The organism is Dyella sp. SYSU CM1112 (genome assembly GCF_058216415.1).
Genome location: NZ_JBZEGI010000016.1, coordinates 38,303 through 62,785 on the forward strand (window position 1 = coordinate 38,303; position 24,483 = coordinate 62,785).

Here is a 24,483-nt window from a genome sequence, read left to right on the forward strand (position 1 = left end):
TGTTGCGCGCGACCCATCATCAGGCTTTCTTTGATTGTGCAAAGACGATCAATTGCCATTGGATCTTTCCCAGACCGGGTGCGTGCTGATGATGGTTTTGCGGGGGAAGCTTGTGCCCCTTTGCGATGCCAATTTCATCACCGCAGGCCGCACACCTGTATATGCCAGCATTTGCTGCGTCAGTACCAGGCTCATGAAGCGAATCGTACGCATTGTGGTCTGATTGCTGGAGAAATTTTGGGAACTTGTACTGAGCCATTTGCAATTCCTTCCTTGATGTCAAACGAACGAGAAATATCAGCAATAACGATAAGGGGCACTAGAACACGGTCTTACGCAAGGCTTCTAGCACACCAATCCAACTTGCTCACCGCATCCAATAGTTCTTTTATCGTGGGAGCCATGCTATACGCAGCATGGTGTTCGTAATCGAGTTCATGCCCAACGTATGCAGCGCGTAGTTCAGAAGCCACACCCAAGGATTGAAGCCCTTGAATGAAAGACCTCCGAACTGCGTACAAACCGAACTTACTGTTCAAACTGCAAAAGTCGACCGCCCCTGATGTTCCCAGCAAGGTGTCGGCTTTCTTGAATTGAAACCCCTATCACGCTCACAGCCCCCTGTATGCGTGCTTGGCCGTTTTCCTGGCCAGTCCTTAGATTGTCACTGCCCGAGTCCCTTCTGAGACCCTCATCACATAGTCAACCATTTTGGAGCGTGAAGGAAATGTGATTTTTAACCATCAACATGAGCAAGGACATGGGGTTATGGTGAGGTCGTAAGGAACATCGAACAAACGCAAGAAAAAGCGACAACTATTTAAACTTATGTGCTCATCTGAGTTCGGTATGACAGGGTGGATGACAGGTGGGTGGCACGACTTGCACCCTGGACCACCACCTTTTGAATGGATGGCCCAGTCCATCAGATAGGCAGAAATGCAACCATCAGATTCGCGTTGGTGAAGCAAAGGTATAGCCTTCCCCGTTGTCCGTGTCGTGAGGAAGTATGGCGATGCATCATGCTGTCATGGTGAATACCATGACAGCACACTCACAACGTGAAGCACTGACTAAACCTCCACCGTCCCATCAGTTGGCGCGTCTTTTTGCTTTGACTCCAAGCGACGATGAACTTCTTGAGCCGTTTGAGCGCGGGACGCACCCAACCACGTGCTGGAAGCATAGGCAATCAAAACCAGCAGAAGCCACCCACTCACTTTCCGCTGTCCACTGACATTTGTTTCAACAAAGGACTCAACACCCCCTGGCGCTTTCCAGCCATCGCAGAGAATTTTGGCGTCTTGGAGTTGAAATTTAGAACCACTGATCTCTTCTGCCGAGAGTGAATTGCACTCACTTTTTGTGAGCGCCTCCGTCTTCCCCTTGAACATCACATGTGCGTTGTCAGCACCCAAGGATAGCCACTGCCCAGAGGCATTCAAACGGATGATTGCTTGAGGGGTAATGAAAACAAAGAACATCATCATGGCCCCCAACAAGAGGACTGTTGAAAGAAGCCTCAGAGAAAACTTGTTGAATCCAAGCACCTTGACGTCACCGTCTTTGATACAGAGCTTTTCCTTGTCGAAATAGTTCTTCGACTTCCGCACCATCCACAAGGGAATCCCAGTATTCTTTGACCACTGAATGTAGCGCTTCATGTCAGCGGTATCATCTGCATCGGTCTGTGTGAAGCGGAAAAACATCAACATTTCTTGTTCGTCGAAAAAGCCTTGAATGTCAGGGTCTTTGGATTTCACTTTCCCGTTGACAAGCTTCCACACCCTGACTTTCAGGACGTAAGAGGATTGAGTTTGGTAAACAATCCAAGCGAGCGTGACAGGGACCAACACAGAGACGGCCAGCGTCATCCATGAGGTCAAGGCCGTGAGCAGTTCATTTCCCATGTATTACCCCTGTACCTGGTTGATGTACCTGCCTTGTAGACGACCTGGATCTCAAAGGTTGAGATTGTTCCCCAGTCCGTGACTTGTCCCCCTGCCCCCCTTGTTGGTCGGCATTGGGTGGCAAGGTGGTTGTGCAACGGCCTGCAAAGCTGTGACTGGTGTTGGACATGGGTTCGATTCCTATCGAGGGAATCGAACTTCTCCAACAACCAATCCTTCTACAGGCATCGAGCAGTTCCCCGATGCCTGCGAAGTTGGATCATCGCGGTTCATCCCAGCACGGAGATGCCTTGCTATGATGAAGCTATCAAGTGAGGTACCAAATTTTTGCCGTCGAATCTATAAGAAATCGAGAAGACTTATAGACTTAAGTGGTCGTTGGAAAAGTGGATTTCGCCATCCCGCCACCTCCACCATACAACTTGGCCTCTTTGATTTTTCAAAGAGAAATTTGACGCCTCAAACGATACCTCGAAGGTATCGTTTGAGGTATCGAAATGCCAAAACTCCTGCTTTTAAAACGACGAAGCGGACTTTATGTCCGCTTTCTCGTTCCTGGGGATTTGCAAGGTCAAATCGGGTCGCGTTTTATTCTCCGAAGCCCGCAAGGGGCACGATCGGACACAGCCAGATTGATAGCTTCAGCCTTGGGCTATGCTCTTGGAAACATGTTTGAACGACTCAGGAGAGAGGACGTGCCAAACGCTAAGGGAATGGCCTACGTGGACGGCAGCACCAGACCGCTCATCTTGCCTCGGCTGAGTGATGAGCGCGATCGAATACGGGGTAGTTAATCCGGCACACTGATCCGCAGCGGGGCGGCGGCTTCGGTCGCGCACATGTCCGAAATAGTAGGAAAAATGTCGCGCCGGCCAACCCTGCATAAACTACATTCGCCTTATGAGACATGCTTCCGTACCCCGGCGTATCGGTTTTCTCCTATTTGATGGCCTCACGGCGCTCGACCTGGTTGGGCCTATGGATGCGTTTGCCGCCGCCAGTGCGGGGACGGGGGCCTATGACCTTGTCACTGTCGGCCTGCGACGCCACGCAATCACTGCCGAATCGGGACTGATCTTTAAGCCTGGTGTCACGCTTTTCGACTGCCCGCGTCTGGATACGCTCATTGTGCCTGGCGGGGCGGGGCTGCGACGGGCCAGCCCTAACGCCATCATCACCGCCTGGATTCAGCAACGAGCGTCAACGACACGTCGGATTGCTTCGGTCTGCACAGGCATCTTTGGTCTCGCGCCGACCGGTCTGCTGGACGGCCGAAACGTCACAACACATTGGCGTTTCGCTAGTGACCTGGCAGATCGCTTCCCTGCACTTCAAGTTACGGCTGACGCGCTCTATATCAAGGATGGATGTTTCTACACCTCGGCCGGAATCACGGCCGGGATCGACCTGAGCCTGGCGTTGATCGAAGAAGATCTGGGTCGATCCGCTGCACTGTGTGTGGCGCGCGAGTTGGTCGTCTACCTGAAGCGTACGGGCGGCCAAAACCAATATTCCGAGCCTCTGCGCAATCAAGTTGCCGCACATGGCCGCATTGGCGAGGTAGCGGCTTTCATTGACGCACACTTGGCTGACGATTTGTCGATCGAGACGCTGGCCGCGTTTGCTCACCTCTCAGTGCGACAGTTCGGGAGGCGCTTCCAGAAGGCCTTTCATACTTCACCGGCGGCCTATGTAAAAGCCGCACGCCTGAACCGGGCACGTGAGATCCTATGCTCAGGTTCCTGTCGCATGTCCCATCTGGCCGCTGCCGTCGGCTTCGCCAGTGACGATGTCTTCCGGAGAGCTTTCGAGCAAAGCTTTGGACTCTCACCCCTTAATTACCGCCAGAGATTCGGAGACAGCGGCTGTGAGCCAACTCCCCCGGCAGTCTACGCGTAGCCGCCCCCACACGCTCAGCAAGTGGCAGTTGAAAATCGCACACCTATTCGCCGTTTCCGGTTGCTTCGCGCTTGGAGCCTGCAGCCCTTCGGGTCAAGAACTGGCCTCACTTGCCAGCCATGGAGTTGTCCAGCAAGACGCACCAATCAAAGCATCATCCACCATCATCATCGAAGCGCCGCGGGAGCGCGTATGGCGCATTTTGGCGAATGTCTCCCGATGGCCTCAATGGCAACCAGACATCTCCAACGTCAGCGGCGCCAGCACACTAAGCACCGGTGCGACATTCACCTGGCAAACAGGTAGAACCACTATTCATTCACGAGTAGCACTCGTCGCACCACCCAAGATAGTTGCGTGGACGGGCAGAGCTGCGACAGCCCGAGCCGTTCACGTTTTTGTGCTGACCGCACTGAGTCCAAATAGGACCAAGGTCGAAAGCTGTGAATCCATGAGCGGCTTCCTGATTACTTGGTTCTATGACTCCGCCGCATTGCAGAAAAGCGAAGACAGCCTGCTCAGGAACCTCGCAAACGCCGCCAAGGCTGGGCACGAGTAAGCGCCGCTTCAAAACTGACCTCCTCTCAACGCACAGTCGAACGCTGAGCATCGTCGCGTCCATGAAGCCATCGATGGACTGGTCAAAGCAGTCGCTTTCTCCCCTTCTCTGGCCAATACATGAAATTGCCAAGTTCAAGCATGAGCAACTGATACAGAGAATGAAGAATTCAGCACAACGTTCTTCAATTCATATTTTTTAGAAATCGCTTGAGCCGCAATTTTGCGTTGGTGAATTGCACATCGCCAGGTTCGAAGTCTGTCGAGTCAAACGGCCAATAGATTTTGACGTGACCGTCCTTGAGCCAATCTCGCATCTCTCGATATCGGGCATTCTTCGGGCCTGTCAGCACCTGCTTGAGTTTTTCATACCCATACACACCGCCGCAGTCTTCCGGAGGTGTTGCATTTTCACCAGCCAAGCAACGTGGATAATTTCCACCGTCGCTTTCTTCGGTTCCTTCAAGATGGATGGTGTGCTGCCAATCGTCGCCAAAGTCGTATAGATACGTCAGAGTCCGAACCTTCCCAAGGTATGTTGAAAGTTGTGTGTTCCAACCTTCAAGAATGGGTTTTTGAGCGAACTCATCGGGAACTCCGATATGGGTGCTTCCAACAGGTGAAGACACTTCGAACTGATGCAAGTGGCAATCCAGCCACCCAAATGCATCCTGGATAGCGACATGCAAATCCCAAAACGAAGATGATATTTGCATCTCAATTCGACGCCAAACCAATGGTTCGGTTCTGTCCAATTCGACGCGAAGTCGGTAGATGTGATCAGCATCCCTTTCGGTTTTGACGGCCCTCGTTGACTTGACGTTCTTGCTGCCCATCATCTCTAACCTTTGAGCGGTTTGAAAATTAAAACCTTACCTCATTTAGCAGGCTGCTCTCCTATCTGCCAACGAGCTGCCGCCTTTGAGGCAACCCGTAAAGAAATAGGGCAGATTCTCAAAAATGAACATATTTTTGAGGGTATTCACCAGGGAGTTCCAAGAAATCCCGCGACTCCGGGCCGTACATATCCGCCCTTATCTGAACGAATAGTGTTTGACGAACAAGCTGGCTGCCATGCATAGCATGGTGACATTTTTCGCTCGCTATTTACCCATATCGACGTAAGCGAAATGAGGGCAAAGCCCGGTCGCTTACCAGCTCGGTGAAAGCGATCGATAAGGTGCCTGTCACGGATGTAACACACACCGCTTCGCCGCAGGAGCCCCTACGCCCCACTCCAGCCCCATACCGCCGGTTTTCCGCCCCTAGACGTTTCACGGGCTGCTCTGATGTAACATAGCGGCCAGTTACGCCTCATTTCGCGCGTTCCACCCGGTCATTCTACGGCCGCTTGCCTCGCTCCCTTTCACCGTTGTTCCCCATTCCGTCGGCGGAATGGTTTTCGGGAGTGTCCATGTCAGGTTATTCCACCCGCAATGAGCGGGTGTCCATTGGCGGGCACGTCTACCGTCTGCGCGTTCTCAGCGATAAGCAACAGTTTTCCGACCCTGACGGCCACGCTTCCCGGCTGGGCATTTCCTCCGCCCAATGGAGCCTGTTCGGTCAGGTATGGCCGTCTGGCCGTTTGCTCGCACAAGCCATGCACCGCTTTGATATCTCCAACAAACGCATCCTGGAGCTTGGATGTGGCATTGGCCTGGCCAGCCTTGTCCTGCAGCATCGCGGCGCCGACGTCGTTGCTTCGGATATGCACCCCCTAGCTGAATCTTTTTTGGCATACAACGCTGCGCTCAACGAGTTGCCTGCACTGCATTACCGTCAGCTACGCTGGAACGTGGCGCTTCCCACACTGGGGCACTTCGACCTCATCATCGCCAGCGACGTACTTTATGAGATAGACCATGCCGAGCTATTGGCAAGGGTCGTCGAACAACATGCCTATCCGGATGCAGAGGTGCTGATGACTGACCCCGGTCGTGGTCACAGCAATCGTTTCAGTCGGCTTCTGGCAACCCAGGGATTCACGCTGATGGAGGAGCGCTGTCCTATGGATGACCGCGACTCGCCACCGTACCGTGGCCACCTGTTGCACTACACACGCCATAGAGGTTCTGCACTGATATGAAATCATCGAACATGCAGACAACAGGGGCCGCGAAATGCACAAAGTGTGATGCGGTCTGTTGCCGTCTGATGGTTGTCCTGGAACCCGAGGACAACATTCCCTCTCATCTCACCACTCATTTGCCCAATGGACTTCACGTCATGGCGCGAGATGAAGAAGGCTGGTGCGTTGCGGTAGACGGCAGCCATATGAACTGCGGCATTTATGAAACTCGCCCTTCAGTGTGCCGACGTTTCGTGATGAACGGCCCTTACTGCAAAGCCATTCGCGCGGACTATGTCGAACAAGCCGCTCAAATCCAACCACACGGTTAGGGCGTAAAAACGCCTCGACGCACGTGCAAGCGCTGCACTTTCCAAAATCTCTGCATCCGTTTCGTCTGCTCGCTTGGCAAGCATCGCCTTGGAGCGCAGAAATATCCCCACTCCTTCTCTTGAGGGTATCCTCTTGGTAAAAATCAACTATTCCCACGAAAAGCGCCAACGCCAACTTGCGAAAAAAAAGAAGCAGGACGAAAAGCAAGCCAAGAAAAAAACCACACGCGAAGACACTAAACCTGATGACGCAGGACGGAAGCCGCCCACAGGTTATCTGTGAATAAAACGGACACCATCGCCCCTCAGATCTGGGTCGATGGCGATGCCTGCCCAGGCGTGATCAAGGACATCCTGTTCCGGGCTGCTGAACGGGCGCAGGTCCATGTAACCCTGGTAGCCAATCGCAAACTGCGCTGCCCCTCTTCGCATTACATCCATACGCTGCAAGTGCTGGATGGATTCGACGTGGCCGATTCCGAAATCGTCGCGCGCCTTCGCTCCAGCGACCTGGTCGTCACGCAGGATATTCCGCTGGCGTCGCAAGTGATTGAGAGAGGCGCCGCCGCCATCAGCCCGCGTGGGGAACGCTACACCCCTGAAAACATGGCCGAGCGCCTATCGATGCGAAACTTCATGGAAGAACTGCGCAACATAGGTGTTTACACCAGCAGCCGTTCTGCTTCCCACACACGCGATCGCCAGTCGTTTGCCAATGAACTCGACAGCTGGTTAGTAAAATGTTCCAGGCAGACATAAAAAAGCCCGGCTCAAGGCCGGGCTCTTTCCAAACATTGCGTGGACTCAGACCACCTGCACCTGATCGGCTTGCAGGCCTCTTTGCCCTTGGGTCACGATGAACGACACCTTCTGACCTTCCTGGAGGCTCTTGAAGCCCGAGGATTGAATCGCGCGGAAGTGGACGAACACATCGTCGCCACCCTTATCCCGATTGATGAAGCCAAAGCCCTTGGCATCGTTGAACCACTTCACAGTACCCGTTTCAGGCTGGGACATTGTTATTTCTCCTTGCAACAAATGAAGCCGCATAGCGGCGAAAAAGCTGGTTACAAGGTGGAAGCGGGTACAACGGTGTAGTCAAACTTTACCTACAGCATCGGGCCACAATTCAGGTGACCCTTGAAACTCAGCTATAGCAGATTAGATGCCACAGCTCCAAAAAGCAAATAAAAGGTTTCCTGTCCAGGTGAGCGCCCTCCGTACGCATTACCTTTATCTAACACGTACACGCGCATGATCACCCCGTGACGGAAGGTGCAAAAGCCGTCATCTCAGTCTGCGACGGCATACTCTCGCCTCTGAGCCATTCCACCTTGGCGTTATGCAAGGCCGTTTTATCACCCCGAGCGGTTCTCCGCCCGCCCACAGAGGCCGACTAATCATGTCTTATCGCAATGCGCCCATGTCATTGGCGCAAATACATAACGTCTATGCGCCTTCCGCAAAAACAGAAGAAAAGACCCCCGCCGGCACCCAAGAGGTTTATTACGCAAGAACGTCATTCGCTGGTCGTGCCCCCGGTCATCCTGGCTCTCCGCCGCCACTCCCGGAGTCCAAAGGCAAGAAGAGCCGACGCTAGTTCGTTGGTCAATGCAATCGCCAACTGACGTTGTTCGCGAATCTCCGTCTTGTTCCGCGGAATGATTATGAAAACCAAAGACACAGGCAGCAGGCGTGCCACCACAACGTCAAGTGGCGTCATTCGAATCACCCCCCGATTACGCCTCGTGCCTTCCTCTCGAAGCGCTGATTTTGCAAACCGTACGCATCACCCCTTGAACAGCAGCGTGCCGCTCACCATCGCTCATAAAATGCCTTCGAGAGAAGACTAGCGTCGCATGGCAGGCGCCAGGACTGCTTATGTCCGCACATCTACAAAACCGCGTTACCTTTACCGATGACGCACACCATTCCCGTAGCGAAGTTCCCCACATCCAAACCGGCATGATCTTCTACAAGGAAGGCGCATCCATGCCATGCCAAGGTGATCTCGTACAGACATCGGTCAATGGGAAGTCCAGGCAATTAGTCGCCGCCTTCAGGCCATTTATCTACGATCGTTACGTGCTGGATATCATCCGTTAACGCCACACAAAGCAATTCGCTCGAAAACAGCTTCACCTGCGAGGAAACACGCCATGACGAGCTCGAGCATCTCTCAGACAGAGCACCGGGTCATGCGCTCGCTCATGGGGCGATTTCACACCAGCTGGGATCGCGAACTGATGACCGCGGAAAGGATGTTCGGTTTGCAGCAGAAAGGCATGGTGGTGCGTGATGATGGACGATGGAAACTCACAGCTCGCGGCGTCATGTACGCCTCGGTAGCACTTTGACCCTATCGCTGGAAAGCTAGTCGATGGCCCCAGGCTCGACGCTTCGCCTTGGCGTTCTCGGGGTGAGACCTTCTCTGCTAGAAACCATCTCATATCGCCGCACAAACGTCTGGATAAGCGTATCCATTGCCCGGCTCCAGCGAGTCATGAGTGTGGTGTCGGCAATAGGGTCTGTTTCGGCAATCACCTTGAGCAAGCTTTCAAGCCAACAGTTGTAGAAATGCGGGGCAATCGGTGCGCGCCCCGCTTTGCTGTGTACATCTGCCATTTTTTCCACCGCTTGCCTGGCGAGTGCGCTGCCCGCTGCGTGCAGAATCGCAATGCTGATGCCGCGCCTTAACGCCACACGCTGTTTACCCATATCGGTTTTGGCAAACAGTGCTGGAATATTCGGATCGCTTGCCATGAGCTCTTGGTAGAAGCGATCGATGAAGTGTTTGTCGCGCAGGCAGCGCCCGTAGCTTTGTTGCAGATCGTCGTAGGCGTCCGTCATGGCTATGTTTTATCCCGCGCGAACTGGTGTATCGGCGCTTCTTGATCGGTAGATTGCGTCCATGCATTGCAATGGCCTGCCTCGCAGACCACCTGGATATCCTGCGGAAACCTGCGCAGGCAGGAATTGATTCAGATCAAGTCGGGGCGCCTGGAAAAAGCGCCTGAATCACGTCGTGACGCGGCCTGGTGGCTTCTTGCCGAATCACCGGGATCATCACAATCTTTTCACATCGCCGCGTGCCGCGATCTGATCGATCATGCTAGCTTTCAAATCAAAAGTGATGCCCATCACAACCTGCTGGAAATTCTTCCGCCACGCAAAGATTTTTGCTTTCCCAGAAAAGCCGCCGCGCTTTCTCTGGAGTATGTTGGCTCCGTTCGAATCAGCTCCCGCCGATAAGCGCTACATCCGGTATCTGTCTTCAAATCACGGATGTTTTTGAAGCCAGGGAAGGCTCGACGTTTCAATCCTGGCCTTAATTCGAGAGGACAAGGATTATGAAAACCTCACCCTGTATAGCGGCTCTGCTCTTTCTTGCCCTGCCCTTATGCGCCAAGGCGCAAAGCGCAGGAATGCCCATAAACCCGCCGCCATGGCAAGACGCGTCGCATATCGCGGGCTCTATTTATCCCACCGTAGCGCAACCTGCCTCTGCGCGACCGGCATCGACGTACGCCACCACACCGGTGCCCATGATCCTGCCGGCCACCACAGGAAGCGTTACGGCCATTTGCATGTCCTCATCGGACAACGCAACGGGCTGCAAAACGAATCTGGCGTATGCGCCAGGATCGACACCTCTCGCCAACATGGCGTTTTGCGATATGCAAAACCCGGCATTTTCACGCTGCCTGGCACATTACGCGCATGCATTGGTCAAACAGCCGAAACCCGCGTCGCGGGTAGTAAGCAGGGTTGTTCGCGATGCTCAGGGCGCATCGCAGACGGTCATCGTCCTGGCGGCAGCCAATCAGACCTCTGATGACATCAATAAACTTGTCGCCCATGAAATCCCCGGTTCAACGGTGGTCGACGCCAACAAGCCTTGAGAGCAAGGTCGCAGCATCCGACGCACGCTACCGTTCTCCACGTACCAAGCCAGTGTCGCCTGATCCTGCTTTATGAAAAAAAACGAAGCCGAGGGTAAGCGTGCTTTACCGCGTTATCTTCTGCACGACCGGCGTAAAACACGCATGCGGTCGACGCTGTAGCGGGCGCTGCGATCGCCATCTACGTCCTGCTTGCCGTTTGAGTGCCAGGGGCAGCAACACCGTGTTCTGCAGGCGCGCCTTCCATGGCGGCAAGCTGCCGCCGCGGCGATGCTGACCAAAAATGGCTCGGAGGGTGCCACGAGGCCAAAGCAGACTCTTGTCCGGCTAATAAGCATGTTCCTGCAACCTCATCCTGCATGAGTCGGATCTGCTAGGCGTGCGCTATCCAATTGAGCGAGCTTGTTGCCCGATCCTCCAAACCACCCTGCCCACCCTTGCAATCCGGCAGATCGACAATAAAGGTAGTGGGCTGACCTTACCAATCCATCAATCGAGAGGATGCTTGTATGGAATATCGACGTCTTGGTGCATCGGGCTTCAAAGTGCCCGTGCTGAGCTTTGGAACCGGCACGTTCGGTGGCAAGGGCGAGTTTTTCAGCGCGTGGGGCAATACGGACGTAGCAGAGGCACGCCGCCTCGTGGATGTCTGCCTGGATGCCGGCGTCACCATGTTTGATACCGCGGACATCTATTCTTCCGGCGCATCGGAATCGATCCTGGGCGAAGCGATCAAGGGTCGCCGGGACAAGGTGCTGATCTCCACCAAGGCCACCTTTCGCTTCAACGATGAGCCGAACAACGTAGGCTCCTCGCGCTACCACCTGATCCAGGGCATCGACAGCGCACTCAAGCGCCTGGGCACCGACTACATCGACCTCTTCCAACTGCACGGTTTCGACGCCATGACGCCGGTGGAAGAAACCCTTTCCACGCTGGATGACCTCGTTCGCGCGGGCAAGATCCGCTACCTCGGCGTATCCAACTTTTCCGGCTGGCATCTGATGAAGTCGCTGGCCGTGGCCGACCGCTATGGCTACTCGCGCTATGTCGCCAATCAGACCTATTACTCGCTGATCGGCCGCGATTACGAGTGGGAGTTGATGCCGCTTGGCCTGGATCAGGGCGTTGGCGCGGTGGTGTGGAGCCCGCTGGGCTGGGGACGCCTCACCGGCAAGCTTCGCCGCGGTCAGCCACTGCCAGCCGTCAGCCGCCTGCACAAGACCGGCGACATGGGGCCGCAGGTGGATGACGAATATCTGTTCCGCGTGATCGACGCGATGGACGAGGTAGCGAAAGAAACCGGCAAGAGCATCCCGCAGATTGCACTGAACTGGTTGTTGCAGCGCCCCACCGTATCCACCGTGGTGATCGGCGCACGCAACGAGGAACAGTTACAACAAAACCTCGGCGCGATCGGCTGGAATCTCACTACCGAACAAGTCGCCAAGCTGGATGCCGCCAGCGAGATCGCCCCGGTTTATCCGTACTGGCATCAGCGTGGTTTTGCCGAACGCAATCCGCCGCCGGTCTGAGTCAGGCCGCCCCGTCCCGACGCGCCTCCCCTTCGCACAATAAGCAAGGGGAGGCGCTTGCGCCGATGCAGCCGATGCAGCCGATGCATGGACTCGGCCACCACCATTATCTTCCAAGGCATGCAACGTTTCCGCACCGCCACGGAACCTGCCTGCAGGCTCCGGATATCACGGACGAGGCTTAGCCACCCGATGACCTCATTGGCACATCGCCCTGGTTCATATGTCCCAGATCACTGGGCCACGTGTTGTTGTGGCTGCTGGCACTGGACCACGACCGCACGAAATGCCCGTTCTGGTCGAAGCTCAGCATGGTGGAAACGGTCTTATCCGTATGCTTGGGAATCTGCGAACCGGTAGCCGGCGTGCTGTCATCCGCTAGCTGCTCCACCTGGGTGACATATTGAAGCTGCTGGCTGCCGTCGGGCATACGCGATGTCTGAAACGGCGGCCCCAAGATGGTTTCGGCCTGGGCAATCGTCGTTACACCCGGTTGGAATGAGGCGATCTTGGTCAGGTCGACCTTGTGTCCGATGGTCATGCAACCGGCAAGAAAAGCGGTAGCGATAGCGATAGCGAAAGCAACAACCCTGTGCACGGTTTTTCTCCTTCCTGATCTAGATCGAATTCTAGCTACACATATCTCCCCCTCATGCCCACAGGGAGAGGGCCAGGGTGGGATTGTACGAATTTGCCGTAGAACGGCCCACAGGGGCAGCGTGCATGAATGCCAGCAAGCATCAAGGGCCACCTCGTTGCCCAAGCTGATCCACTGCCTCACCGCGCCTGAAGCGGCGTATGCTGGCCCGGCAGCCTGAAGCTGCCGGGTTTAAAGCGGCCGACCTTTCTGCCGATACATTCTTACTGATGTGTGTCGACAGGATGAGGCCGCTATTTGTGCAAATTCACGTTCCTTGCACCACAGGTACTCGTTGATAGGCACGCCACAACGGCAGACCGGATGGCTATGAGCCGGATTCTTCCTATCCCCGCCAAATCCACGCAAGAGCCTAAACACGCGGCTTGGCTCGGCTGCCTGATCGAAGCCTCGACGCCAGGAGAAGTCAGCGCGCTGATCGAGTCTTTGCTGCGCACGCATCCGCGTTGCCTGGATGCCACGGTGCTGTGCCTCACCGCCCGCGATACGTCCTCCCCGTCACTGCCGCCGGAAGATCTCGTGCTGGCCGAAGCGGCCTGGGGCGGGGCGGAAGGTATCCAGATCTCCGCCAATGGAAAACGACACGCCCTTTGCCTGCTGAATGAAGAGCGCGTCGTATTGCTGCTGACCGCTTCGGACGAAGACAGCGTGAAGGCCGTGCTGGCGAGTGCCGGCTATTACCTGCAGCTCGGTGTGCGCCAGCTTCATCACGCAATCAAGTTGGCCGGGCTGCATGATTCGCTCAGCCAGTTGGAGCACTCCGAAAATCTGCAGCGCGCTCTGTTTGCGATTTCCGATCTGGCCGGCTCCAGCCTCGACATGCCCGATATGCTGCGGGAAATCCACCGCATCGTAAGCGGGCTGATGTACGCGGAAAACTTTTTCATCGTCCGCTACTACCCAGAACACAACACACTGCGGTTTCTCTACTACGCCGACAGCAAAGACGAGGACCAGCCGGAAACCAACCGCGACATTCCACTCAAAGAACGCAAGCACACACTCACCTGGTACTTGCTTACCCAAGGCAAGCCGCTGATAGGCAGCAACGAACAACTGCTGGAACAGGTCAACGGCCCCTTGATTCTCTCCGGCCCTGACAGCGATGACTGGCTAGGCATCCCGATGCTGCGTAACGGCCAGGTGCACGGCGCCTTGGTCGTGCAAAGTTATGGCACGGGCATCGTCTACTCCCGCGATGACTTGACCCTGCTGGAATTCGTGGGCAGCCATATCCTCACCGCACTGGAACGCAAGGAAAGCAAGGACGAACTGGAACTCAGAGTGCGACAGCGCACCGAAGAACTGGACGAGGTCAACCGCGGCCTGCGCCAGGAAGTGCGCGAGCGGCAGCGTGCGGAACAGTTACAAGAGGCGCTTTTTCAGATCGCCCAGCTCGCCACCGCCGACATTGACGAAAACACTTTCTACGAGCGTGTGCATGCCGTCGTGGAACGATTGCTCGACGCAAAAAACTTTTTCATCGCGCTGCTCAGCGACGATCGCACCCGTCTGGAATTTCCCTATTACATCGACGTCGGCGTTCGCCACACGCTTTCGCGTCCGGTTGGCCGAGGCTTGTCCGAATACGTGCTTCGACGCGGCCTGCCCTGGTCCGGCACGCGCGAAGACATCATTGCGCTGACCCGCAGCGGTGAAGTGGTGCCCCACCATATCGGCGAACCATCCGCGTATTGGCTGGGTGTGCCGTTGAAGGTCGACGAAGCGGTCATCGGGCTAGTGGTGGTGCAAAGCTACGATACCCACGCCAACTACGGTGCGCCAGAACAAGAACTGTTGAGCTTCGTGGCACTGCAGATCGCCAACAGCATTTACCGCAGGCGCTCTGCCGCTGCGCTGCACCTGGCCAATCTGCGGCTGGAACACCGCGTGGAAGAACGCACGCGCGAACTGCGGGCAGAAATCGCCAGGCGCGAGCAAATGCAGCAGCAATTGCATCATCAAGTCATGCACGACCCCCTCACCGGCCTGCCTAATCGCGGCTATCTGCGGGAACGCCTGGACCACGTGCTACACCGTATCCATACGGAACACGAACGGCGCTGCGCCTTGCTCTACCTGGATGTCGACCGCTTCAAGGTGATCAACGACAGTCTGGGCCATCTCGCCGGTGATGAATTCCTCAAAGCAATCGCCACGCGCCTGCTTGCACACGTGCGTGAACCCGACATGGTGGCGCGGCTTTCGGGCGATGAATTCGCCATCCTGCTGGAAGACATCGAATCCCTCGATACCGCCACCATGGTGGCAGACCGCGTGCTACAGGCCGTCGCACTGCCGCTGCGCATTTCCGGCAAGGAACTGGAACCGTCCGTCAGCGTCGGCATCGCCTGCGGCGATGCCACCTACCTGGATGCCGACGAATTGATCCGCGATGCAGACATGGCGCTGTATCAGGCCAAGCAGCTCGGTCGCAAACGCTTCGCGGTGTTCGACGAAGCCCTGGCCAAAGGCATGGTCGACGTGCTCGCGATGGAAAGCGAACTGCGCAAAGCCTTGCGGCAAAATGAATTCGAACCCTTCCTCCAACCGATCTGCCAGCTCAAGGACGGCAAGGTCGTCGGCTACGAAGCGCTGATCCGGTGGAATCATCCGCAGCGCGGCCTGCTGAAACCCTCCGAGTTCGTGAAAATTGCCGAAGACAGCGGACTGATCGAAGCCATCGACTGGCGCCTGTTCGAGCTGAGTTGCCGCTTGCTGGCGCAGCAGGCAGCCACCGAGCCGTTCATCACCTTCAACGTCTCGGCCCTGCACTTGCGTCATGCCGATTTCGATGCGCGCGTTCTGAAAATGCTGGAACGCACAGGCCTTGCGCCTTCGCGCCTGATCACCGAAGTCACGGAAGGCGCGCTGCTGGATAATCCGGAGAGCGTACGCGCCATGCTCGATCGCCTGCGCTCGGCCGGGGTCGGTGCCGCGCTGGACGATTTCGGCACCGGCTATTCCTCGCTCAGCTATCTGCACTCGCTACCGTTGCGCATGCTCAAGATCGACCGCGCTTTTGTGCATGAACTCGACAAAGCTTCCAGCCGCAACACCACCACTGTCGTAGCGGCCATTCTCGCGCTCGCGCATGCCCTCAACATCCAGGTAATCGCCGAAGGCATCGAGACCCAGGCACAGATGAACGCGCTGGTGAGCATGGGATGCGAAATGGGGCAAGGCTATTTGCTCGGCAGCCCGGCGCCTATGGCGCATTGGAAAGCGCTGCAAAGAACATAACGCATGCAGCCGCGCTGCACGCATGCAAAGAGCATCCTCGCGAACAGCCCGAGCTGATTCGGAAGGCAGGCCCTCTAGGGCCTGTTTACATTACTGGCGTGGCTCGCGCTGGGAGCTGTTTGCGCGCCAGACAAGGAAGCGCGAAGGCGTGTACGTCGGTCCACGCCTGAGCGATGCCGCGGTATGGCGGGCAAACAGACCCAGCCCTTCGGGTTGCTGTTGCGTAGCCGCCATGCGGCAGCGCGTGGCTTGACCTGGCAGCCAGCCAGGCCTGCGCCACGCACTACCACCTGACGGCTACGCAACGGCAACGCGTGCTACGCCAGTAATGTAAACAGGCCCTAGTAAAACAATTACGCCCTGCTGACTCCTGTCCGCACCGAATCCAGATGTTCGATGCCGCGGATATCGCCTAGCCACACCAATCCGTCCCACCCCGGGCGATGGCTGTCGATCAGCCGCACTAAGCCATTCATGCCCTCTTGATCGTGAGGATCAAGAAACATTTGCACGGTGGGTGTCACGCTCACCGTACCCTCGACTGTTTCGCCATCGTGCTTGATGATCCGCACCGATGCATTGACGGCAAGCTCGTCTACCCATTTTTCCAGGACGGCGATGTCGCCCGCATCGATGAATACGCGTTTGGCCCTACGTCCCATGTCACACCTGTTTGCCCGTATCCCATTTGCGCGCAAACATGCCGTACCCAGCGCACGTTTACGCATCGCTAGCTTGGATGGTCCGGCGTAAAGCGGATGTGGCAGCCGCGTCAGCATGGACGCAGCCGCAATGAAACGGCTTACGCCTTGAGCTTGCTGCCGTGTGCAGCAGCTTGGTTCTTTTCCTTGACCTCGCGCAGCAATTCGAGCACGTGCGCGCGCTGTTCCCTGCGCTTCTGTTCTTGTGCCAGCAGCAATTCCTGCCGCCGCGTCATGTGCATGGGAATCTGCCGTGCGGACGTCCTGCTGCCAGGGCGCACGATGCGGCTGAGGTAATCGGACCAGGTGCTGAGGTGCCACAACGAGTGCGGCGAGCCAGAGGTGCTTGAACCCGGGGTGTTCATGAATCGACCTCCATCACGCTGACGGTTGCCCGCGACAGCGGCCTTTCCGCTGCCCGGACAATTAATGTGCGCTCAGCGCCGTTAGGCGTTCGTAATGTCGAAACCCCGCGCGGCTGACGAATAAAAAACGTTTTGCCTTGTGCCGCGCCCCACCTCTGCCGGGCTCTCGCCAGGGCAGTCCTGCTCAAGCCTTGCATTCATTTCAGGCCTGAATACCCCGGTCTTCCATCGCTTTCTGGATCGCCTCCGTCAGATCGGCGCGATCGTACGGCTTGCCCAGCCGTGTAGCGCCGTCGCTCAAATCCGCAGGAATTTCCGCGTAGCCGGTAGCCAGCACCACCGGCAGCCTAGGCCAGCGGATATTGACCTCGCTGATAAGCTGCGCGCCGGTCATGCCCGGCATGGCGTGATCGGTAATCAACAGATCGACATCCGGATCGCGCTCAAGAATGTGCAAAGCCTCTTCCGCCGAGGCGGCCTCGATGACCGTATGCCCCAGATCCAATAGCACCACGCTGGTGGCGTCCCGCACCAATGGGTCGTCGTCCACGATGACGATGCGCAAACTGCCCAGATGCACCACCGGCCTGGATGAGACGGGCGGCAACACTTCGTGCTGCGCCGTCAAGATTCCCGAACGAACACTAGGCAGCCACAACTCCACACGCGTACCGAAGCCCTTGCTGCTCTTGATCACCATGCGGCCGCCGGATTGTTCCACCAGCCCATGCACCATGGACAAACCCAGGCCGGTGCCCTTGCCGACGCCTTTGGTAGTGAAAAAGGGCTCGGTCGCCTTGGCGAGGGTTTCCTCATCCATGCCATCGCCTTCGTCCGTCACCGAGACGCAAACGTAATCGCCTGGCGCAAGGCGAGTGGAATGCGTGGCATCGATGGTGACATTGCGCGCGGCAATCGTAAGGCTGCCGCCTTGCGGCATCGCATCGCGCGCGTTCACGGCCAGATTCATCAGCGCCAGCTCCAGCTGATTCGCGTCTGTCCTTGCCGAGTTCAACGCTGCGGGGAACAAGGTGCTGATGTGGACTAGCGGTCCTAGCGAGCGCCGCAGCAGTTCGGTCATGTTTCCCACCAGGGAAACGATGTCGACCGGTGCCACGCGCAACTCCTGCTTGCGCGCAAACGCAAGCATGCGCTGGGTCAGCGCCGAACCACGCTGCACCGCGGACTGAGCGTTTCGCACCAGCCGGTGCAGTTGCGAGTCGTCAGGCAGCTTCAACTGCACCATGTCCAGGCAGCTTTGAATCACCATCAGCAGATTGTTGAAATCGTGCGCAACGCCACCAGTGAGCTTGCCGATGGCTTCGGTCTTCTGGGATTGGAACAACGCCTCGCGCGCGCAATCCAGTTCCTTCGCAGCTTCATGCTGCGCCGTCACATCGCGAGTGACCTTGGCGAAACCAAGCAGCTCGCCGTTGTCGTCGAGAATGCGATCGAGTACGACATGCGCCCAGAAGCAGGAGCCATCTTTGCGTACACGCCAACCCTCGCTTTTCACGCGCTCGCCGGAGGCTGCCAGCGCCAGATTCTTCTGTGGCTCGCCGGTTTCACGGTCGGCCTGCGTATAGAACGAGGAAAAATGCTTGCCGATAATTTCGTCCGGCCTGTAACCCTTGATGCGCTGTGCACCGTAATTCCAACTGGTGACGTTGCCGTCCCTGTCCAGCATATAGATGGCGTAATCGGTCACGCTCTGCACCAGCAACCGGAACTGCTGCTCGCTGCGATCCAGCGTCTCGTTGGCGCGCTTGCGATCAGAAAGATCACGCGTGAACTGCGTAAAGCCGATCAATTCGCCATGTTCGTCATGAACGGGATCAATCAACGTTTGCGCCCAAAAACGGTGCCCATCCTTCCGCACCCACCAGCTTTCGCTTTGCAAGCGACCTTGGTCGCGGGCGATATGCAACTCACGCTGGGGGAGGCCCTCTTCCTTGTCTTTCGGTGCGTAGAAGCACTCGACATGACGACCGACCACATCCTCGACGCCATAGCCGGTGATGCGCTCTGCGCCAGGATTCCAATGGGTGACAAGCCCCTTCGGGTCCAACATGAAAATGGCATAGTCGGAGATCGACTCGACCATAAGACGGTACCTAGGTTCTTCGGTCCACGCGGCGAGAGCGGTCCCAAGGAGTTTTGCAGACATATAAGTGCCTTTTGCCCTATTCAACACCCCATGAAGCACAGGGAAACAAGGCGGAAGATCACATGATGACGCCAGCCAGCGACCTTAACATCGCCACGCATGCCTTCGCGTCATCACGAAAGCATGACAGATCGCTCAATCAATGTACTTTGGTTGCAGTCGATTGTGGACCCGAAACAAGTCCGACAAAAGCCCATACGCGCATATTTTTTTGGAATTAACGCACACGCGCATCAAACATTCACAGAAGCATCACCTGGGGTAACCGATCCGCACACAGGCGCAGTGGCAGAAGTGATCGATAAGAACCTGCAGGAAGAAGCGCAGGCATCTTTCGACTTTTTGCCGGGCTTATGCATGCCAGATACGTTCAACACTGTTCTCATCGATGGCGTCGAGCACTTGGTGTATCCCGAGGAGCGATTGATCGACGCGTTCGAGCGGCTGCACATCACCGTACCGCATCTGTGCTATCTCAAAACGCTAGGGCCGCTGCAAACTTGCGATACATGCTTGGTCGAGGTCAACGGCCAGTTGCTGCGCAGCTGTGCGATCAGCGTCCAGAAGGGCGACGTGATCATGACCGCATCGCCAACCGCAAAAAAAGCACGCGAAGAAGGCATGGATCGCATCCTCGCCAAGCATGAACTTTATTGCAGCGTATGCGAGAACAACACGGGCGACTGCCAACTTCACAATACCTTTGCGGACATGGATATTGCGATCCAGCGCTATCCCTTCACGCGCAAGCCGTATCCCAAGGATGAATCGAACCTGTTCTACACCTATGACCCGGATCAATGCATCCTGTGTGGACGCTGTGTGGAGGCATGCCAAAATGTCGAGGTCAATGAAACGTGGAGGTGAGCCCCGCATTGGCTGCTGAGCGCGGTATCGAGGACGGCACCTGGCTGCGCATCGTTTCCCGCCGCGCTCATGTGGATGTAAGGGCGACAGTGACGGAGCGTGTCAGTGGCAACACCCAGTACCGGCCTATCCATCACTCCAAGCCGGGCATCAATACGCTTACCGGCGAACATCACGATGCCGACGTCGACACGCCCGCCTACAAGGAAACCGCGGTTCGCATCGAAAAATTGCCCCAGCCGAAAAGCGAGCCTCCCTTGCCTTATCGCAATCATCGCTATGGCAAACCCACGCCTAATCGCGGCCCGAATGCGAAACAGAAATGGGCACGGCACGAGTACCACGAGCCGCCGGCAAACATCGAACATCCCGAGACCTTGTAATGGCCGAACCGCTCAGCTACCAACCCATGCCGCCCGTCATAGGACCCACTGCGCGTGAAGAACTCGATCGTCTGCTGGAAACCCTGCATCGGTCCGGCGTGCTGCGTCTCGCCAATGATCTGGCCGCAGGCAAAGACGATATTGCCGGCATCCTCGTACAAGGCCTCAACCTGGAAGGTTCACGCTGCGCCATTCAGAACATCGCCGCCATCGCGATGGTGCTGGCGCACATTCCACCCTCGCGCTTCTACAAGATCCTTGCAACTTTCAGGGATGCCTTGCTCGCTGCGACCGCCGAACCGCCTGCCGAACGGGAGGCGCCGGGTGTGCGCGGTTTTTATCATGCACTCAAGGATGAGGAAACATGGCGTGCACTCGCACCATGGATGCAAGGGCTGGTCGCGCTAGTCGAAGGCTTGCGCAAACCCGTGCCGGAGAAACCCATCTCCGCGTTTACCGGAAAACCCAGCAACGCATGATGCGCCAACGCTATCGGCCGGTATGGCAGGCAAACAGAGCCAGCCCTTCGGATTGCCGCTGCGTAACCGCCATGCGGCAGCGCGGCTTGATTTGGCAGCCAGCCAAGCCTGCGCCACGCACTACCACCTGACGGCTACGCAACGGCAACGCGTGCTACGCCAGTGGTGTAAACAGGCCCTAGCATCAACACAGAGGGCAGATTGCTCTCCGGATGCATGCGCAAAAGCTGATACGCAACACCGCCCACGCCGGTCAGCAAGCCCGGCACGAAGACATCGCGCGTCAGTCCACACGAAGGGCCATAATCCTCCAGGCTGGTCAGGATATGCGCTTGCAATCCTTCCCGCGTGAGGTCTTCGGGTGCTTCGCCATACGCCACAGCCTGATCGAGTAGTTCCCATACGCCGAGATCGCCATGGCACAGGCAATGATTCCAGCCCAGTCCTCGCCTGGCGCTGACACTGGCTGCGCGCCGCAAGAGTGGACGCGTGCGCGGATGCATCAGCATCGGATCCAGGTCGATGTGTGCCAGACCGATGCCAGTCGACCCATGGCACCACATGGTCGCCGAGCGCGAACCGCCCAGATTGCGCAGATCCAGCCATGCGTCCTCTTCGCTATCGAAGGCGGCATCTTCAAAGTTGAAAGCCGCCTGCGCCATCTGCTCGAAACGCTGCTCGCCGGTCGCTCGCGCAAGCTTCGACAACGCCCAGCCCACACCTGTCACGCCATGCACAAAACCACCCAGACCTTGTGGCCACATGTGCGGGTGAACCCAGTACGCACGATCACCGTCGCGCTGCGCCAGTTCGCACAATTGATCGCCCAAGGTCACTGCCATATCCAGATAGCGCGCGCCGCCAGTATGCGTGGCGAGCAGCAGCAATACGGGAATGAGGCCGGCGCGGCCCGTAAGGATGTCATGGGTTTCGTCTGCGGCAACCGCTTCGGGTATGCCATCGGCAAGCGCCATCGCGCGCTGCAATCCATCCGCGGCATGACTGCCCCACGCTGAGAGCATCAGCAGCGTCCAGATCTGTGCGCCCAGTCCAATATAGGCCCCCGGCGGCGGCGGACGCATTTTGATACCTTCGCTGGAACTCTCAAGCAATTTGGCTTCTACCAATCGCAGGGTGTGTTGAAGGGCGATCGACAATGCGTCAATGCCTGCGACCGCATTGGCGCGTCCGGCATGGGTTTCGCGTTCATAGGCAGCGACAAGCAAGGCAAGGCCGGAGAGTCCGCCGTACAAATCGGCGGCGAGCGGTTGCAAGGCCCAGCCACTCGGCCCGAGTACTGGCGCGATCCATGCGACGGTTCCGTCATCGCTACGGATGGCATTGTCCAATACGCCTTGCATGATGCGTGCAGCTTGTGTGCGCCTGCGCGCATCCAGATCGCCGTAACGCAGCTTCAACGGCAGCAACTGCCCAGGGTGAGAACTCCAGCCATCGTTGAGATAAGCGCTGACCATCGCAGCACGAATCACCTTGCGCTCAAAGCCAAAATCGGATGCGCGCCAGTGCTGCAAAGCCGCGCTGCCAAGATGACCGGCCGTACGCCAAGCGTGACCGCGCGAACCAACCAATTGCCCATCGCGCACCGTCGCCCCGAAAAAAGGAATATCGCCGACCAACAGGTCTTCGATTTCACCTTCGATAACGGCCGGATCCGAGGGAGCGGAGGTCATGTGCACCGCCATCTTGGACAGCAGATCGCGCGCACGCTGGCGCGCCTGCGCCTCATTGTGCAGGGATGCCGGATGCCAAAGCATGCGGGCAATCTCTGTATAGGCCTCGGTGCTGCGGAGCACGACACGGATGCGGCAATCGGCGAATGCCTCCAGTCGCGATGCCAGGTGTCCTGATTCGTCCAATCGCCGCAGCGTTGCCGTCAGTGCGTCGAATGCATCCAGCGCCCTGGGCCAGTACGTCGCCAGCGCGGGTTCCGGACTGGGATGATTTTTGGCGATCGGCACGGGCACCAGCGTCGTACCAAGATGCGCCTCGTCCGTACCCGCTTTGAGAAGGGTGGGTTTGCGCAACATGGGTTGTTGACCAGGCAGCGAACCGATGCCGGAATAATCGACGCCGCGCCACCCCAGTGCCTGCGCGCGGCCTGGCAACAGGCCAATATGAAATACCGTACCGGCGATCAAGTCCGCAGCATGATCCAAGGCCATGCCGAAACCCGATTCCGGCACGCGCACGCGGGGCGTGAACAAGGTTTCGCAATCGATCACGACCGGCATATCGCGATGCGCGATCAGATTTTCAGCATGGATATCGCTGGCACCCAGCAGATGCATGATGGCAAGCCACTGCCCGATGCCTTCGTAAAAGCGGCCAAGTTCCTCATCATCTTGGGCGTATGCATGATCGATGAATTCCGCCCAGCCATAATCGCCGCCGTCGATGACGCGCGGCACGCGAATATGCAAAGGCTGGCCATGATCAGCAGTCAGCTCGGTAATGAACGTTTGCAAGACCGCGTCCACCGTCACCGAGCGCGGCTTGTAGGCCAGGCGACCGCCCTCGCATTCCAGCAGTGCCACCGTAAGACCGCCGCAATGGCTGTCCCCTGCCCCGAAGCTCAAGGCAAGCAGCTCGCCGGCATCGCATCCGCATAACGTTGAGAGCTTTGCGCGATCGGCACTCCATCGCCGCGCCAACTGCAAGGATGCCTCGCATCGATCCGAAATCATGCATTCGATACGCGGCAGCAGCGTGGGGTACGGCTCGGCAAGTTCGTCCCAGAACTCGCGTCGGGAGCTAAGTTCGAGAAATTCGTTCCAACGTTCCACGCTGTCTGCGCCGCCCAGGCGCTCACCGATGCGCGCGGCATTCAACTCGACGAGCAATAGCCGGGTGAGCTTCGCATGCACAACGGACAGCAAGGATTCGCGCGTCTGCTCATGAAGGATGTCGCGCTCGTGCAAAGAAAGCCTCGGAACACGCGCAAGCTGGGTCGCCAGCCTGTCCAATGATGGCGCAAGCAGGCAACCCAGCGATGGCATGAAATTATCCGCAGAGGCGACGGATGCCACTGTCGATCAGCAGCATTCGGCAGTGGCTGAGCCCGTGCAGAGAGAACCACAGTGACCGGAGCAAGCCGTTCCGAGCGTGGCCACGTTGGTGGTGGAAACGATATCGGATTCAGCGAATTGCCCGCTGACGAAAAGCGGCCCTGCCGGGCTGTATTCGTCGGCCTGGTTGCGAAGCTGGTGAATCTTGTCTTGAGCATTAAGCATGACTTTCTCCTTTGCCTTGATAAGAAGGACATTGAAGCCAACACGAGTTGCTCTTGCGCACACAGCAGCTTCATTGCGAAGCCGCGTGCACGGTATAGATCATGCGCTCCTAAGCGGTCAACTGATTTTCATATGCCTTCACGCGGCCTACACATCCCGGATCAC

Annotated in this window: 25 protein-coding genes and 1 pseudogene; 15 read left to right on the plus strand and 11 right to left on the minus strand. The window is 57.1% G+C overall.

The genetic code is table 11. The features are described from left to right. Positions 1 to 19 precede the first annotated feature (19 nt). Both AC4HNJ_RS18450 and AC4HNJ_RS18455 read right to left on the minus strand, forming a co-directional pair. Positions 20 to 259, minus strand: a complete 240-nt coding sequence (locus AC4HNJ_RS18450; RefSeq protein ID WP_490481072.1) for a protein L — start codon at positions 257 to 259, stop codon at positions 20 to 22. Positions 260 to 1,073: 814 nt separating this feature from the next. Further along, the gene (locus AC4HNJ_RS18455) at positions 1,074 to 1,910 is read right to left on the minus strand and encodes a DUF6216 family protein (protein WP_490481073.1); all 837 of its coding nucleotides are present in this window, start codon (positions 1,908 to 1,910) and stop codon (positions 1,074 to 1,076) included. Positions 1,911 to 2,810: 900 nt separating this feature from the next. On the opposite strand from AC4HNJ_RS18455, the gene AC4HNJ_RS18460 reads away from it, so the two are divergent. Both AC4HNJ_RS18460 and AC4HNJ_RS18465 read left to right on the plus strand, forming a co-directional pair. Next, the gene (locus tag AC4HNJ_RS18460; protein ID WP_490481074.1) at positions 2,811 to 3,809 is read left to right on the plus strand and encodes a GlxA family transcriptional regulator; all 999 of its coding nucleotides are present in this window, start codon (positions 2,811 to 2,813) and stop codon (positions 3,807 to 3,809) included. Between the two features lie 28 nt (positions 3,810 to 3,837). Further along, positions 3,838 to 4,368: an SRPBCC domain-containing protein gene (locus AC4HNJ_RS18465; RefSeq protein WP_490481075.1), complete on the plus strand. Its 531-nt coding sequence runs from the start codon at positions 3,838 to 3,840 to the stop codon at positions 4,366 to 4,368. A 184-nt stretch (positions 4,369 to 4,552) separates the two neighbouring features. On the opposite strand, the gene AC4HNJ_RS18470 is transcribed toward AC4HNJ_RS18465, so the two are convergent. Then, positions 4,553 to 5,203, minus strand: coding sequence for a plasmid pRiA4b ORF-3 family protein (locus tag AC4HNJ_RS18470; RefSeq protein ID WP_490481076.1), 651 nt, complete (start codon positions 5,201 to 5,203; stop codon positions 4,553 to 4,555). Positions 5,204 to 5,781: 578 nt separating this feature from the next. Here AC4HNJ_RS18470 and AC4HNJ_RS18475 point away from each other — a divergent pair. The 4 genes from AC4HNJ_RS18475 (at position 5,782) to AC4HNJ_RS18490 (ending at position 7,526) form a co-directional block, all read left to right on the plus strand. Then, positions 5,782 to 6,453 carry a class I SAM-dependent methyltransferase gene (locus AC4HNJ_RS18475; RefSeq protein ID WP_490481077.1) on the plus strand — a complete coding sequence of 224 codons (672 nt, stop codon included), beginning with the start codon at positions 5,782 to 5,784 and terminating at the stop codon, positions 6,451 to 6,453. Beyond that, complete coding sequence (locus AC4HNJ_RS18480) at positions 6,450 to 6,767, plus strand: YkgJ family cysteine cluster protein (protein ID WP_490481078.1); 318 nt, start codon at positions 6,450 to 6,452, stop codon at positions 6,765 to 6,767. The genes AC4HNJ_RS18475 and AC4HNJ_RS18480 overlap by 4 nt, the downstream gene beginning before the upstream one ends. A gap of 73 nt (positions 6,768 to 6,840) precedes the next feature. Beyond that, on the plus strand, positions 6,841 to 7,050 hold the full coding sequence (locus AC4HNJ_RS18485; RefSeq protein WP_490481079.1) for a hypothetical protein: 210 nt from the start codon (positions 6,841 to 6,843) through the stop codon (positions 7,048 to 7,050). Further along, the gene (locus AC4HNJ_RS18490) at positions 7,047 to 7,526 is read left to right on the plus strand and encodes a YaiI/YqxD family protein (protein ID WP_490481080.1); all 480 of its coding nucleotides are present in this window, start codon (positions 7,047 to 7,049) and stop codon (positions 7,524 to 7,526) included. The genes AC4HNJ_RS18485 and AC4HNJ_RS18490 overlap by 4 nt, the downstream gene beginning before the upstream one ends. A gap of 45 nt (positions 7,527 to 7,571) precedes the next feature. Here AC4HNJ_RS18490 and AC4HNJ_RS18495 read toward each other — a convergent pair whose 3' ends face one another. Beyond that, positions 7,572 to 7,784 (minus strand): cold-shock protein, encoded by a 213-nt coding sequence (locus AC4HNJ_RS18495; RefSeq protein WP_490481081.1) that lies wholly within the window; start codon positions 7,782 to 7,784, stop codon positions 7,572 to 7,574. Positions 7,785 to 8,648: 864 nt separating this feature from the next. Here AC4HNJ_RS18495 and AC4HNJ_RS18500 point away from each other — a divergent pair. Both AC4HNJ_RS18500 and AC4HNJ_RS18505 read left to right on the plus strand, forming a co-directional pair. Beyond that, positions 8,649 to 8,873, plus strand: a complete 225-nt coding sequence (locus AC4HNJ_RS18500; RefSeq protein WP_490481082.1) for a hypothetical protein — start codon at positions 8,649 to 8,651, stop codon at positions 8,871 to 8,873. 53 nt (positions 8,874 to 8,926) lie between these two features. Then, the gene (locus AC4HNJ_RS18505; RefSeq protein WP_490481083.1) at positions 8,927 to 9,124 is read left to right on the plus strand and encodes a hypothetical protein; all 198 of its coding nucleotides are present in this window, start codon (positions 8,927 to 8,929) and stop codon (positions 9,122 to 9,124) included. 16 nt (positions 9,125 to 9,140) lie between these two features. Here AC4HNJ_RS18505 and AC4HNJ_RS18510 read toward each other — a convergent pair whose 3' ends face one another. Beyond that, complete coding sequence (locus AC4HNJ_RS18510) at positions 9,141 to 9,617, minus strand: globin (RefSeq protein WP_490481084.1); 477 nt, start codon at positions 9,615 to 9,617, stop codon at positions 9,141 to 9,143. A gap of 126 nt (positions 9,618 to 9,743) precedes the next feature. On the opposite strand from AC4HNJ_RS18510, the gene AC4HNJ_RS18515 reads away from it, so the two are divergent. From AC4HNJ_RS18515 to AC4HNJ_RS18525, 3 genes are all read left to right on the plus strand, one after another. Continuing rightward, positions 9,744 to 10,019, plus strand: coding sequence for a hypothetical protein (locus AC4HNJ_RS18515; protein ID WP_490481085.1), 276 nt, complete (start codon positions 9,744 to 9,746; stop codon positions 10,017 to 10,019). A gap of 293 nt (positions 10,020 to 10,312) precedes the next feature. After that, complete coding sequence (locus tag AC4HNJ_RS18520) at positions 10,313 to 10,669, plus strand: hypothetical protein (RefSeq protein WP_490481086.1); 357 nt, start codon at positions 10,313 to 10,315, stop codon at positions 10,667 to 10,669. Positions 10,670 to 11,178: 509 nt separating this feature from the next. After that, positions 11,179 to 12,204, plus strand: a complete 1,026-nt coding sequence (locus AC4HNJ_RS18525; protein ID WP_490481087.1) for an aldo/keto reductase — start codon at positions 11,179 to 11,181, stop codon at positions 12,202 to 12,204. A gap of 181 nt (positions 12,205 to 12,385) precedes the next feature. Here the strand turns inward: AC4HNJ_RS18525 and AC4HNJ_RS18530 are convergent, their stop codons facing one another. Continuing rightward, a complete protein-coding gene (locus AC4HNJ_RS18530; RefSeq protein WP_490481088.1) occupies positions 12,386 to 12,802 on the minus strand; it encodes a hypothetical protein in 417 nt (138 codons plus the stop codon). A gap of 369 nt (positions 12,803 to 13,171) precedes the next feature. Between AC4HNJ_RS18530 and AC4HNJ_RS18535 the strand changes: the two genes are divergently transcribed. After that, entirely contained in the window at positions 13,172 to 16,105 is a 2,934-nt protein-coding gene (locus AC4HNJ_RS18535) for a bifunctional diguanylate cyclase/phosphodiesterase (protein WP_490481089.1), read from the plus strand. A 353-nt stretch (positions 16,106 to 16,458) separates the two neighbouring features. On the opposite strand, the gene AC4HNJ_RS18540 is transcribed toward AC4HNJ_RS18535, so the two are convergent. From AC4HNJ_RS18540 to AC4HNJ_RS18550, 3 genes are all read right to left on the minus strand, one after another. Next, positions 16,459 to 16,767 (minus strand): DUF3247 family protein, encoded by a 309-nt coding sequence (locus AC4HNJ_RS18540; protein ID WP_490481090.1) that lies wholly within the window; start codon positions 16,765 to 16,767, stop codon positions 16,459 to 16,461. A 140-nt stretch (positions 16,768 to 16,907) separates the two neighbouring features. Continuing rightward, complete coding sequence (locus tag AC4HNJ_RS18545; RefSeq protein ID WP_490481091.1) at positions 16,908 to 17,171, minus strand: hypothetical protein; 264 nt, start codon at positions 17,169 to 17,171, stop codon at positions 16,908 to 16,910. A 202-nt stretch (positions 17,172 to 17,373) separates the two neighbouring features. Beyond that, positions 17,374 to 19,338 (minus strand): hybrid sensor histidine kinase/response regulator, encoded by a 1,965-nt coding sequence (locus tag AC4HNJ_RS18550; protein ID WP_490481092.1) that lies wholly within the window; start codon positions 19,336 to 19,338, stop codon positions 17,374 to 17,376. A 357-nt stretch (positions 19,339 to 19,695) separates the two neighbouring features. Between AC4HNJ_RS18550 and AC4HNJ_RS18555 the strand changes: the two are divergent. From AC4HNJ_RS18555 to AC4HNJ_RS18565, 3 genes and pseudogenes are all read left to right on the plus strand, one after another. Continuing rightward, a pseudogene (locus AC4HNJ_RS18555) lies at positions 19,696 to 20,196 on the plus strand (2Fe-2S iron-sulfur cluster-binding protein); the annotation flags it as partial. A 5-nt stretch (positions 20,197 to 20,201) separates the two neighbouring features. After that, a complete protein-coding gene (locus tag AC4HNJ_RS18560; RefSeq protein ID WP_490481093.1) occupies positions 20,202 to 20,588 on the plus strand; it encodes a molybdopterin dinucleotide binding domain-containing protein in 387 nt (128 codons plus the stop codon). Continuing rightward, the gene (locus tag AC4HNJ_RS18565; RefSeq protein ID WP_490481094.1) at positions 20,588 to 21,067 is read left to right on the plus strand and encodes a helical membrane plugin domain-containing protein; all 480 of its coding nucleotides are present in this window, start codon (positions 20,588 to 20,590) and stop codon (positions 21,065 to 21,067) included. The genes AC4HNJ_RS18560 and AC4HNJ_RS18565 overlap by 1 nt, the downstream gene beginning before the upstream one ends. 134 nt (positions 21,068 to 21,201) lie before the next feature. On the opposite strand, the gene AC4HNJ_RS18570 is transcribed toward AC4HNJ_RS18565, so the two are convergent. Together AC4HNJ_RS18570 and AC4HNJ_RS18575 are read right to left on the minus strand one after the other, a co-directional pair. Further along, entirely contained in the window at positions 21,202 to 24,084 is a 2,883-nt protein-coding gene (locus AC4HNJ_RS18570; RefSeq protein ID WP_490481095.1) for a type 2 lanthipeptide synthetase LanM family protein, read from the minus strand. A gap of 36 nt (positions 24,085 to 24,120) precedes the next feature. Then, positions 24,121 to 24,318, minus strand: coding sequence for a DUF6229 family protein (locus AC4HNJ_RS18575; protein ID WP_490481096.1), 198 nt, complete (start codon positions 24,316 to 24,318; stop codon positions 24,121 to 24,123). Positions 24,319 to 24,483: the final 165 nt, after the last annotated feature.